The 12,895-nt window shown below is 41.8% G+C and carries 10 protein-coding genes; 4 read left to right on the plus strand and 6 right to left on the minus strand.

The window, feature by feature from the left end; all coding sequences use genetic code 11:
- Positions 1-41: 41 nt before the first annotated feature.
- The 4 genes from gyrB to dnaA form a co-directional block, all read right to left on the minus strand.
- The gene (gene gyrB / locus OFY17_RS03890; RefSeq protein WP_263529390.1) at positions 42-2,465 is read right to left on the minus strand and encodes a DNA topoisomerase (ATP-hydrolyzing) subunit B; all 2,424 of its coding nucleotides are present in this window, start codon (positions 2,463-2,465) and stop codon (positions 42-44) included.
- A complete protein-coding gene (gene recF / locus OFY17_RS03895; protein WP_263529391.1) occupies positions 2,466-3,572 on the minus strand; it encodes a DNA replication/repair protein RecF in 1,107 nt (368 codons plus the stop codon).
- A gap of 74 nt (positions 3,573-3,646) precedes the next feature.
- A complete protein-coding gene (dnaN, locus tag OFY17_RS03900; RefSeq protein ID WP_263529392.1) occupies positions 3,647-4,744 on the minus strand; it encodes a DNA polymerase III subunit beta in 1,098 nt (365 codons plus the stop codon).
- A 32-nt stretch (positions 4,745-4,776) separates the two neighbouring features.
- Positions 4,777-6,330 (minus strand): chromosomal replication initiator protein DnaA, encoded by a 1,554-nt coding sequence (dnaA, locus tag OFY17_RS03905; protein ID WP_263529521.1) that lies wholly within the window; start codon positions 6,328-6,330, stop codon positions 4,777-4,779.
- Positions 6,331-6,844: 514 nt separating this feature from the next.
- On the opposite strand from dnaA, the gene rpmH reads away from it, so the two are divergent.
- The 4 genes from rpmH to mnmE all read left to right on the plus strand — a co-directional run bounded on the left by rpmH (position 6,845) and on the right by mnmE (position 10,637).
- On the plus strand, positions 6,845-6,979 hold the full coding sequence (rpmH, locus tag OFY17_RS03910; protein ID WP_084035504.1) for a 50S ribosomal protein L34: 135 nt from the start codon (positions 6,845-6,847) through the stop codon (positions 6,977-6,979).
- Positions 6,980-6,986: 7 nt separating this feature from the next.
- Positions 6,987-7,385, plus strand: a complete 399-nt coding sequence (gene rnpA, locus OFY17_RS03915) for a ribonuclease P protein component (protein ID WP_263529393.1) — start codon at positions 6,987-6,989, stop codon at positions 7,383-7,385.
- Between the two features lie 94 nt (positions 7,386-7,479).
- Positions 7,480-9,132 (plus strand): membrane protein insertase YidC, encoded by a 1,653-nt coding sequence (gene yidC / locus OFY17_RS03920; protein ID WP_263529394.1) that lies wholly within the window; start codon positions 7,480-7,482, stop codon positions 9,130-9,132.
- Positions 9,133-9,257: 125 nt separating this feature from the next.
- Complete coding sequence (gene mnmE / locus OFY17_RS03925) at positions 9,258-10,637, plus strand: tRNA uridine-5-carboxymethylaminomethyl(34) synthesis GTPase MnmE (RefSeq protein ID WP_263529395.1); 1,380 nt, start codon at positions 9,258-9,260, stop codon at positions 10,635-10,637.
- Here the strand turns inward: mnmE and OFY17_RS03930 are convergent.
- Together OFY17_RS03930 and acuI are read right to left on the minus strand one after the other, a co-directional pair.
- Positions 10,617-11,774: a glycerate kinase gene (locus tag OFY17_RS03930; protein WP_263529396.1), complete on the minus strand. Its 1,158-nt coding sequence runs from the start codon at positions 11,772-11,774 to the stop codon at positions 10,617-10,619. The genes mnmE and OFY17_RS03930 overlap by 21 nt on opposite strands.
- Positions 11,775-11,809: 35 nt before the next feature.
- A complete protein-coding gene (gene acuI, locus OFY17_RS03935; RefSeq protein ID WP_263529397.1) occupies positions 11,810-12,799 on the minus strand; it encodes an acrylyl-CoA reductase (NADPH) in 990 nt (329 codons plus the stop codon).
- Positions 12,800-12,895: the final 96 nt, after the last annotated feature.

The following is a 12,895-nucleotide window of genomic DNA, read 5'->3' on the forward strand; positions in this document are numbered from 1 at the left end:
TTCCTCAGGAATAGGGGCTTTTTAGTAATTTACTTAGACAATTAAACGTCTAGGTTGGCTACGCTCAAGGCGTTGTCTTGGATGAAGTTACGGCGAGGTTCTACTTCGTCACCCATTAGGGTTGTGAACATTTGATCCGCAGCAACCGCATCATCAATAGTAACGCGAAGCATACGACGAGCATCTGGGTCCATTGTGGTTTCCCATAGTTGCTCAGGGTTCATCTCTCCCAATCCTTTGTATCGCTGTATTGTCATACCGCGAGACGCTTCTTTCATCAACCAAGCTTTCATATCACTGATGGTTGTGATCGGCTGACGACGCTCACCACGCTGAATGTACGACTCTTCACCAAATAGCTCAGCAACCGTTTCAGCCATATCAACAATGCGCTTGTACTCAGGAGAGTTGAAGAAGGTTCCTTCAAAGCGATAACGGTTAGAAACACCGTGAGACATGATATCCACTACTGGAAGGTAGATATTACGCTCTTCGTCTTTATCGACTGAGAAGTCGAAGCGGAAGCCAGTACGAGCATCTTGTGGCATGTGCGCACGAATTTCTTCAACCCATTCAGCGACAACACTTTCAGATGCAAGGTCTTCTTGAGTAAGAGGCTTGCAGTACAGAAGTTTCGTCATTACATCTTTTGGATACACACGAGACAAACGCTCAATATCTTCTTCAATATGAATGTAGTCACGAACCAGTTTAGCCAAGGCTTCACCTTGAATACCTGGTGCTTCTTCATTCACATGCATATGAGCACCATCTAGAGCAACTTCAATTAAGTGCTGATCTAGCGCCGCTTCATCTTTAATATACTGCTCTTGCTTGCCACGCTTAATTTTAAATAGTGGTGGTTGAGCAATAAAGATGTGACCACGTTCAAGAATTTCAGGCATTTGACGGAAGAAGAAGGTCAATAGCAAGGTACGAATGTGAGATCCATCCACATCGGCATCGGTCATGATAACGATGCTATGGTAACGAAGCTTCTCTACATTGAATTCATCACGGCCAATACCACAACCTAATGCAGTAATCAGTGTACCTACTTCTGCAGAAGACAGCATTTTATCAAAACGCGCCTTCTCAACGTTTAGAATCTTACCTTTAAGCGGAAGGATCGCTTGTGTACGGCGATCACGACCTTGTTTCGCAGAACCACCAGCGGAATCACCCTCCACTAGGTAGATTTCAGAAAGCGCAGGGTCTTTTTCCTGACAATCGGCCAATTTACCCGGCAAGCCTGCAATGTCCAATGCGCCTTTACGGCGAGTCATATCACGAGCGCGACGGGCTGCTTCACGGGCACGGGCCGCATCAATCATTTTATTAACGATGATTTTCGCTTCGTTTGGCTTCTCAAGAAGGTATTCAGCAAAACGTTTCGCCATTTCTTGCTCAACCGCCGTTTTTACTTCTGAAGAAACCAGCTTGTCTTTGGTTTGAGAAGAGAACTTAGGATCTGGCACTTTCACAGAAACAATGGCAGTCAAACCTTCACGGCTATCATCACCTGTTGTTGCTACTTTTTGCTTCTTAGCTAGGCCTTCACTTTCGATGAAGTTATTCAGCGTACGAGTTAACGCACCACGGAAACCTGCTAAGTGAGTACCACCATCACGCTGAGGGATGTTATTGGTGTAACAGTAGATGTTTTCTTGGAAGCCTTCATTCCACTGCAATGCAACTTCAACGGCGATGCCATCTTCTAAATCATCACGCTGACAAATGAAGTGGAAAATATCGTTAATTGGCGTTTTGTTGGTGTTCAAATGCTCTACGAAAGAGCGTAAGCCACCTTCGTAGTTAAAGAACTCTTCTTTACCAGAACGCTCATCTTTAAGGTGAATAGCAACACCTGAGTTTAGGAAAGACAACTCACGAAGACGTTTTGCTAGGATGTCATAAACAAAAAGGATGTTACTAAAGGTATCGGCAGAAGGTTTAAAGTGAACGCTAGTACCTGCACCGTCAGTATCGCCAACAATAGCAAGAGGGGCTTGAGGAACACCATGAACGTAGTTTTGTTCGTAGATTTTGCCGTTCTTACGGATAGTCAGTGTCAAGCTTTCAGATAGTGCGTTTACCACTGAAACACCTACGCCATGAAGACCACCTGATACTTTATAGGAGTTGTCATCAAACTTACCGCCGGCGTGTAATACCGTCATGATAACTTCGGCAGCAGAAACACCTTCTTCTTCGTGCATATCTACTGGGATACCACGACCATTATCAGAAACAGAAATCGATTCATCTGGGTGAATGAGTACAGTTATTGTGTCACAGTGGCCAGCAAGAGCTTCATCAATGGAGTTATCCACGACTTCAAACACCATGTGGTGTAGACCTGTACCATCATCCGTATCACCAATATACATGCCTGGACGTTTACGAACGGCATCTAGCCCTTTGAGCACTTTGATACTGGACGAATCGTAATTATTTTCACTCATTTAACTCTCCTGCAAACCATTGCTCAATTTAGACAATTCGCCATCTCTTATTGAAAACTGGCGAACGTCTGTTGTGTCACCCCAAACCAAGTCCGTTGTATCTGGAGCAACACTTGTAATAAAAATTTGGCTATTTAATGATGCTAATAACTGACAAAGCTTTTGTCGGTGATTAGCGTCTAATTCGGCGGCTAAATCGTCAATCAAAAAAACCAAAGGACGACCCATATCAATCAGTAATTGCCCTTGGGCAATCTTTAAAGCAGAAACCACCAGCTTTAGTTGCCCACGAGACAAGCTATCTTGCGCATCGCCATTATTTGTCTTGACTCTTAAATCGGCTCTTTGTGGCCCAGTACTGGTGTAACCGAGTTCAATGTCTCTATCACGTCCAGCGTCGACCACAGTGGCTAGTGATTTTTGAGCATCCCAGCCTTGGAAAAAATGTAAGTCTACTTTTAGGTCCTCAGAGAGCTGAGATAAAACCTTTAAAAAGTAGGGTGTTAGCTTTTCAACATAGGCTTTACGGGACGCATTTACTTGTTCACCAAGTCGGATCAATTCCGAATCAAATGCCGCCAATAAACTGTTGGATATTTTACCACGTCTAAGCAAGGTATTCCGCTGTTTTAATGCTTTTTGCCAGCCTCTCCAAGCAGAAATAAAGCCTTTATCAAAATGAAAGGCTCCCCAGTCAACAAATTGTCTTCTTACACTGGGAGAGCCTTCCAATAATCGAAAAGAATCGGGGTTAATTAGCTGTACTGGAAGGCGTTCTGCAAGCTCTGTGGCTGACTGAGCTCTTTGTCCTTGGATTCTCACATCCACTTGACCATCTCGATGACGTTGTAAGCCCACAGGGATAGGTGAGCCCTTTTCTTGATCAAGTTGGGCGAAGACCAAACAATGGTCATTGTCATGCTGAATATAGGTTTTGTGTTTGTGACTACGAAAGGAACGACCGAAGGATAAAAGATGAATCGCTTCTAATATGGAGGTTTTACCACTGCCATTTTCGCCAATAATGACGTTAACCTGTAATGAGGGCTCAAAACGCACACTAGAAAGGTTGCGAACATGGGATATGTCCAAACGCATTAGCGGCATAACAGCGGAACCTTACTCATATAAAGAAAAACCCGCCCAGCAGAGCTAAGCGGGTACTGTTTGTGTGATAAAGGTTATAGACGCATTGGCATCACAACGTATTGTGCTGCATGGCTTTGTGCTTCTTCTATCAAAGCACTGCTGTTGGAATCGTTCAAAGACAAGCGAACCTCTTGGGAATCAACCACGCCTAGAACATCTAATAGGTAACCAACATTGAAGCCAACTTCCATGTTTTCACCCTGATACTGTACCAATACAGATTCTTCAGCTTCTTCTTGCTCAGGGTTGTTAGCAAATACCTGCAACATGCCATTGGAAAGAATCAAACGCACGCCACGGTATTTTTCATTCGACAGAATCGAAGCTCGTAAGAAAACTTGGCGCAGCTCTAGACGATCAGCAATGATGATTTTTTCGTTGTTGCGTGGAATAACACGGTGGTAATCAGGGAACTTGCCATCTACTAATTTAGAAGTGAACACATAGTCTGCTACTTTCGCACGAATATGATTGGCACCAATCACTAACTCAACTAAATCGTCACTGTCTGCCAACAAGCGGTTTAACTCTAGGACACCTTTACGAGGCATGATAACTTGCGTTAAATCACCTGATACTTGAGCATCTTCTACTGCGGTAGCCAAACGGTGACCATCAGTCGCCACACCACGTAACTGACCATCCGCTACTTCTAATAACATACCGTTTAAGTAGTAGCGCACATCTTGGTTTGCCATGGCAAAGCCAGTTCTATCAATTAATCGACGAACACTATTTTGTGCGATGGATACCGTTAAATCACCTTGCATATCCTGAATATTTGGAAATTCTTCTGCAGGCAAGGTAGATAAACTAAAACGAGAACGACCTGAACGAATCACAGCTTTTTGTTCATCAAGCGCAAATTCGATTACTGCGCTGTCTGGTAAGCTTTTACAAATATCCATTAACTTACGAGCAGGTACGGTAATTCGACCTTCTTCACATTCGTCTAATGGTAGATGGCCGATTAACTCAACCTCTAAATCTGAGCCAGTTAACGTCAATACATTGTCTTTTACTTCGACTAATACGTTGGCTAATACAGGCATAGTTTGTTTGCGTTCTACAACGCCTGCCACTAATTGTAATGGCTTAAGAAGTGTCTCGCGGACGACTGAAAATTTCATTATTTTCCTCGTAAACTCAAAGTCTTAGACCATCAGGTGGTCAGGATTCGCATTAGTTGTTTGTAATCTTCTCGGATATCCGAATCGGTATCCTGTAATTCTTTTATCTTGCGTATAGCGTGCAAAGCTGTCGTGTGGTCACGGCCACCAAAGGCATCACCTATTTCAGGTAAGCTATGGTTGGTCAGCTCTTTCGCAAGGGACATTGCCACTTGGCGAGGGCGAGCAACAGAGCGGCTACGACGCTTAGACAATAAATCGCTAATTTTAATTTTGTAATATTCCGCAACAATACGTTGAATATTATCAATGTTTACCAGCTTGTCTTGCAGTGCGAGTAAATCTTTTAATGATTCACGAACAAAGTCCGGCGTAATCGCACGGCCAGTAAAGTGTGAATTGGCAATAACTCGCTTCAAAGCACCTTCTAATTCACGCACGTTTGAACGTATTTTTTGTGCAATAAAGAAAGCTGAATCATAAGACAGTTTGATACCACTTTCATCTGCTTTGCGCATTAAAATTGCAACTCGAGTTTCCAGTTCTGGAGGCTCAATAGCGACGGTTAGTCCCCAACCAAAACGAGATTTAAGACGATCTTCTAAGCCTTGAATCTCTTTCGGGTATCGATCACATGTCAGAATCATTTGCTGACCACCTTCTAATAGCGCATTGAAGGTGTGGAAGAATTCCTCTTGGGTACGGTCTTTACCAGCAAAGAACTGAATATCATCAATCAGTAGAGCATCCACCGAACGATAATAACGTTTAAAGTCATTAATCGCATTCAGCTGTAATGCTTTTACCATATCCGCAACAAAACGCTCCGAATGTAAGTAAACCACTTTCGCGTTTGGATTATGGCGCATTAACTCGGTACCCACGGCTTGCATTAAGTGGGTTTTACCTAAGCCAACGCCACCGTATATAAATAGTGGGTTATATGCACCACCCGGGTTTTCAGCGACTTGTAATGCAGCAGCATGGGCTAATTGGTTCGATTTACCTTCGACAAAGTTATCAAATGTAAATGAGTTATTTAAGTTCGCACCATGGTTGATACCACCTTCTACTTGTACCTTTCTTTTTGGCGGAGTAAGAGGTAATTGCCCTTGCTCGTTTGGTTCAAGGTCACCACGTAGGCTTGAGCTAGACAATGTTAATGGTGCTTCGAATTCTAAGTCTGCATGGGAACTTTTGTCCCCTTCATCCATTAAATTAAAACCAGGTCTATAGCCTGAGTCATTAACGACTTCGCTGTTAAAAGAATTCGCCGGCGGCTCAACTTGAGTCGGTGGAGGTGGGGGTGGTGGGGTCGTATTTGCTTGCGCAAAGTTTGATGATTTGACAACAAGCTGTAATGCCGGCGCATGACCATCACCAGCAAACTCCGATAATAGCTCTTTTATGCGGGCCTGATATTTATTAGTGACCCAATCCAAGACAAATCGATTTGGTGCACTTAAGCACAAATCACCATTCGACATCATTTCAGCCTGCAATGGACGAATCCATGTGTTGAATTGAGATGTGGAAAACTCGCCCTGCAGTTTTTGCAGGCAAAGGTCCCAATGCTCCAAAGACACTGTATGCATACTCCCAGTAAAATGACAGATAAGGTAGAGATTCTACCTAGGTTGCAGCAAGTTATCCACACCAAAAAATAAAAAACTTTTTCTTTTTCCCTTTGCTATATGTTAATAACAGAAGAAGTTATTAACAGGAGTAGATAAAAACAACATGTGTGCATAAAGCGTCTAGTTATCAACATGTAAATATATTCATATTTTTCACTTATTCACAGAAAAATTTATTTTTATCTTTATGATTTTTATACACAAAAACTAAAAACACCCAATCAATGTGGGTAACTTTAAGTTTGTTAGTTTTTTTTATCCACTAAGCAGGTACAAACCTGTGTGTATTTTTTTATATATTAAATTGCTATTTTTTAAGTAAAAATTCCTCTGAAAGCATTGAATTACCTAGGGAAAGGCTCTAGAATTCGCGCCCTGATTTAATAATCAAATTGCAGAGGCTTGGCGGTAGCTAACCCTCAAAACTCAAACACTGCATTCAGTGAGAGCATTAAAAATGAAAATGAAAAGAACTTTCCAACCTAGCGTTTTAAAACGTAAACGTAACCACGGTTTCCGTGCACGTATGGCTACAAAAAGTGGACGTCAAATCGTCGCTCGTCGCCGCGCTCGCGGACGCAAGGTTCTAAGCGCATAATACGCTGATGACCGATTATTGTTTTCCTCGGCATGTCAGACTTCTGAATGCCGAGGATTATCAATCTGTCTTTAATGGCACCTCTTCTAAAGTCTTCGCTGGCGAATTCCTTTTATTGACACGAAAAAGAGATGATAACCAAACACGGTTAGGTCTTATTGTATCCAAAAAAACGGATAAACATGCTGTCGGCAGAAACCGCATCAAACGAGTTGTTCGCGACTCTTTTAGACACCACAAAGTATTGCTGTCTGGATTAGATATTGTCTTCCTCGCTAGAAATGGCATTAAAGACATAGATAATGCGAATTTACACCGCCGCCTTGATAAAGCATGGGATCAATTAGCAAAAAAGGCTTCAAAACCTCCTCAAAGAAAAAAACACCACTCAGATAAGCAGAAATAGGCTGAAAAAACTGTCAAAGACTGCTTTAATAGCGCGTGATTTTAATTAGGGTTCATTGAACCGATTGTCTAACCAAATAGATTAGTTGAATACCATGGATTACAGACGTTATATTTTATGGGCTGCGCTTTTCCTTAGTGGTTACCTACTGTTTTTACAGTGGAACCAGGATTATGGTTCTCAGTCCTCTCAGCAAAGTGTAGCTAACGCTACTCAAAGCGAAATAAGTACAGATACCGGCGCTGATTTACCAGTAGCTTCACAAAATACTTCTGCCGCGAATGCAGAAACTCCTAAAGGTGCAACCACAATCGCATCAGGACAACTCATTGAAGTGGTAACAGATACACTTCGAGTTTCTATAAACCCTGTTGGTGGTGACCTAGTTGAAGCAGCGCTTCTACAATATCAAAAAGAATTAGGCCAATCTGAGAACTTTGTCATTCTAGAAGATGGTGCTCAACGCACTTATATTACACAGAGTGGCTTAATTGGTAAGAATGGTCCTGATGCTTCTAAAGACGGTCGTCCTGTTTATCAGTCTGAAAGCACTTCTTACCGTTTAGAAGAAGGTCAAGAGTCTATTGATGTAAACCTATACTTCACCGATGCCAATGGCGTGAAATACACAAAGACTTTCCGCTTTTCAAAAGGCAAATACAGCATTCGCCAATTAATTACTGTGGATAACACCTCTTCAGAAAACTGGCGTGGTAACTTATTTGCTCAAATTAAACGTGATAACTCTGAAGATCCAAGTCAAGCAACTGGCATGGGCTTACAGCCTTATCTTGGTGGTGCAATTTCTGATGAAGAGAACAAGTACAACAAAATCTCTTTCTCTGATATGGCAGAAGAGCCTGTAAAGGTTACTACTACACAAGGTTGGGTAGCCGTTCTTCAGCATTACTTTGTCTCTGCTTGGGTTCCTGAGCAAGGTCAAAAAGTGACCCTGCAAGCTAGAAATAATAATGGCTTTAACATTATTGGCTTCACAGGCCCATCTGTTGAGATAGCATCCGGTGACCAAGGTACTTTAAGCTCTACTTTTTATGTTGGTCCTAAATTACAAGATCAACTTGAAGCAACAGCAGAAAACCTAGCGTTAACAGTAGACTACGGTTGGTTATGGTGGTTGGCGAAGCCTCTTTTCTGGTTACTTACTATTATCCAGTCTGTTGTAGTGAACTGGGGTATTGCCATCATCTTGATCGTTGTTTGTGTGAAAGCCATTTTCTTCAAACTTTCTGCAGCAAGTTATCGCTCTATGGCAAGAATGCGTAAATTCGCGCCAGAAATCGCTAAGCTAAAAGATTTATACGGTGATGATCGTCAGCGTATGTCTCAAGAAATGATGTCCCTTTATAAGAAAGAGAAAATTAACCCTCTTGGCGGTTGTTTACCTATTTTGGTACAGATGCCGGTTTTCCTTTCTTTGTACTGGGTACTAATGGAGTCTGTTGAACTTCGTCATGCACCATTCTTCTTATGGATTGATGATTTATCTGCAATGGACCCTTACTTTGTGCTGCCTATCTTGATGGGTGCGAGTATGTTTGCTCAGCAACTACTAAACCCAACACCTCCAGATCCAATGCAAGCCAAGATTATGAAGATTATGCCAATCGCATTTACCTTCTTCTTCTTGTGGTTCCCAAGTGGTCTAGTACTTTACTGGGCAGTGAATAATACTTTGTCTATTATTCAGCAATACATCATTACCAAACGTATTGAGCGAGAAGCTTAAAAAAGCTCTTCTCTCTGCTATTAAAAAAGGCTTCCTAAGGGGAGCCTTTTTTATGTTTAGATTGCCATGAACCTCGAGCTAACCGACAATACAAATATTCTCAATTAATTGTACAGAGTAACATTATGACTGATTTCCAATACACCGCTGATCAAGACACAATTGCAGCACAAGCAACAGCTCCAGGACGGGGAGGTGTGGGAATTATTCGCTTATCAGGACCTAAAAGTTTATCCATTGCCAAAACAATTATAGGCTTCGAGCCAAAGCCTCGTTACGCCCATTACGTACCTTTCAAAGATGCTAATAATGATCAATTAGACATGGGGTTAGCACTTTATTTCCCTGGCCCTAACTCTTTTACAGGGGAGGATGTATTTGAACTACAAGGCCATGGCGGCCCAGTCATTATGGATATGCTACTAAGCCATTGTGTGTCTTTAGGTGCCCGTTTAGCGCGACCAGGGGAATTTTCTGAACGTGCTTTCATGAATGATAAAATGGACTTAACTCAAGCCGAAGCGATTGCAGATTTAATCGACAGTACATCCGAACAAGCTGCAAAATGCGCTTTACGTTCATTACAAGGTGCATTTTCAAAACGTGTTGATGAGTTAGTAGAAGCCTTAATTCACTTACGCATCTATGTGGAAGCAGCAATTGATTTTCCTGAAGAAGAAATTGATTTTATTGGTGATGGTAAAGTGGCTAATGAGCTAGCTGGGATTCAAAGTACATTAAAAGAAGTCCTTAAAGAAGCGAATCAAGGTGCTCTAATACGTGAAGGTATGAGCGTGGTGATTGCTGGCCGACCTAATGCAGGGAAATCCAGTTTACTGAATGCCTTATCAGGCAAAGAGTCCGCTATTGTCACCAACATTGAAGGTACCACCCGTGATGTCTTAAGAGAACATATCCACCTAGATGGTATGCCTTTACATATTATCGATACAGCAGGCTTACGTGATAGCCCTGATGAAGTAGAGCGTATTGGTATTCAAAGAGCGTGGGATGAAATAAGTAAGGCGGATCGAATTCTAATGATGGTAGATAGCCAGTCCGTTGATAGTAAAAACCCTCATGAAATTTGGCCTGAATTTATTGAAAAACTCACAAATACTAAACACTTAACGCTTGTTCGAAATAAAGTGGATTTAACTAAAGAAACAACTGGGATCGAAACGGTAAATGGTATCCCTGTCGTTTCTTTATCTGCGAAAACAGGTGAGGGTGTTAACGAGTTAACAGAGCATTTAAAAAGTGTCATGGGCTTTGATAGCACGACTGAGGGTGGTTTTATAGCACGTCGTAGACACATAGAAGCACTTAATAAAGCAGCTCGCTTTCTTGATGCTGGTAATGAGCAGTTACATGGCTACGGAGCAGGAGAGTTGCTTGCTGAAGACTTAAAAGAAGCTCAGCAAGCATTGAGTGAAATCACTGGTGCCTTTACCAGTGATGATTTGCTTGGTCGAATCTTTGGTTCATTTTGTATCGGTAAATAACATCATACTTGCCGCAATATTACGTGATGTATTGATAAGGTTTTTTTCAGCATCTGCTAATACTTTATCGAGACTATCTAAAGCAGGGATGATAGGAAAAATAGCCTTCATTCCATGTTCTAAAATGGCTTCAGCGTCTTTACCAAGTGTCCCTGCAATTCCAATGGTAGGGACATTTTTTTGATTCGCTTGTTTTAAAACCCCCATCGGCGTTTTACCAAAAACCGTTTGGCCATCTATTCGACCTTCACCAGTAATAACGAGATCAGCATTCTCTAAATGATCAGCTAAACCGACGGTTTCCATAACAATATCAATACCGGGTTTTAGCTCTGCATCCAAAAAGGATTTTACGCCTAACCCCATACCACCAGCCGCGCCCGCACCGGGGAAAAGCCTATGATCTTCTCCTCCCATTTTTACGATCACATCAGCTAAATGCCCTAGCGCACTATCTAATTGCTCTATCATTTCTTTTGTCGCGCCCTTTTGAGGACCAAAAATAGCAGAAGCACCATATTCACCACATAGAGGGTTATCAACGTCACAAGCCACATCTATTTTGCATGAAGCCAGTAAAGGGTGGACTTCAGACATATCTATTTTATGAAGCTCGGCTAAAGCAAGGCCGCCAGAAGACAGTTCCTCACCTTCTATATTTTTAAACTTAATGCCTAATGCCTGTGCTAAACCTAATCCAGCATCATTAGTAGCACTGCCACCTAACCCTAAAATAATATGTTTTATGCCTCTATCGAGTGCATCCTTGATGAGCTCTCCAGCTCCATAGCTACTGGTAACAAGTGGATTTCTATCTTCCCTTGGTACTAGATGAAGCCCTGAAGCAGAAGCCATCTCTATTACTGCAGTTTGCGTATTAGCATTTTGTTGTGAGCCTAAAATGCCATATTGAGCTAATACTTTATTTCCAAGGGGGCCTGTTACTTCAATATCAATAAAAGAGCCATGCGTCGCATCCACCATGGACTGAACCGTACCTTCCCCACCATCGGCCATTGGAACTTTAATAAATTCAGCATTTTTATAGATACAGCTAAACCCGGTTTCTATTGCATTTGCGACTTCAAGTGCCGTTAAGCTTTCTTTAAAGGAATCCGGTGCAATGATGATTTTCATAGGCATCCTTTTATTCATATATTAATAGAGTAATGTCACTGGTCAGGTTTCATGTTAACTAGAACTCGACCACGTACCTTACCATCAAGCAATTTATAGGCCGTTTCCTCGACTTCCTCTAAGGTGACTTCTGTATACAGGCTTTCAAAGTCTTTTTCTTGTAGAAGATCAGAGAGTCGTTGCCATGCTTCAATTCTGTCTTGTTTTGGACGCATGACACTATCAATACCAATTAATTTAACTCCTCTTAGGATGAAAGGTGCAACGGAAGCGGTAAAATCCATTCCTTGAGCTAAACCACAAGCAGTAACAACACCGCCATATTGAGTGCTCGCACATGCGTTGGCTAGAGTATGACTGCCTACACAATCTATAACGCCTGCCCAACGCTCTTTTTGTAATGGTTTACCCGGCTCAGATAAAGACTGTCGATCAATAACCTCTGTCGCCCCCAAAGCTTTTAAGTGATTGGCTTCTTCTAATCGTCCAGTTGAAGCTACTACCTTATAACCAAGACGATTTAATAAAATAATAGCAAAGTTACCAACACCACCATTAGCACCTGTTACTAATATATCCCCTGAATTTGGCATGACATTTTGTTTTTCTAGCGCCAATACAGATAGCATAGCAGTGTAGCCAGCAGTGCCTATTACCATAGACTGTTTTGCTGTAAGAGATTTTGGTAAAGGAATTAACCAATCACTTTGAAGACAAGCTTTTTCAGATAAACCACCCCAATGCTTCTCACCTACACCAAAGCCATTAAGTACGACCCAATCCCCTTTGCTGAACTCGCTACTTTCTGAATGCGTTACTACACCTGATAAATCAATTCCTGGAACCATAGGAAAAAACCGTAAAATTGGTGCCGCACCTTTTATCGCCAAGGCATCTTTATAGTTTATCGTACTATAGTGAACCTCAATCGTTACTTCAGATTTAGGCAGTTCTTCTTCGTCTATCAACGAAATAGAGGCACATGTTTTACCATCTATATTTGTGACTTGAAGGGCTTTAAACATAGAAACTCCTGCTATTCATTCAGTTTTTTAAGAAACAGCTTAACTTATCAGCTTACATAGTTATTTTTTGACTCCCATGATCATAGTAGAAGCTAG

This window comes from Marinomonas sargassi (assembly GCF_025716875.1).
Classification (GTDB): Bacteria; Pseudomonadota; Gammaproteobacteria; order Pseudomonadales; family Marinomonadaceae; genus Marinomonas; species Marinomonas sargassi.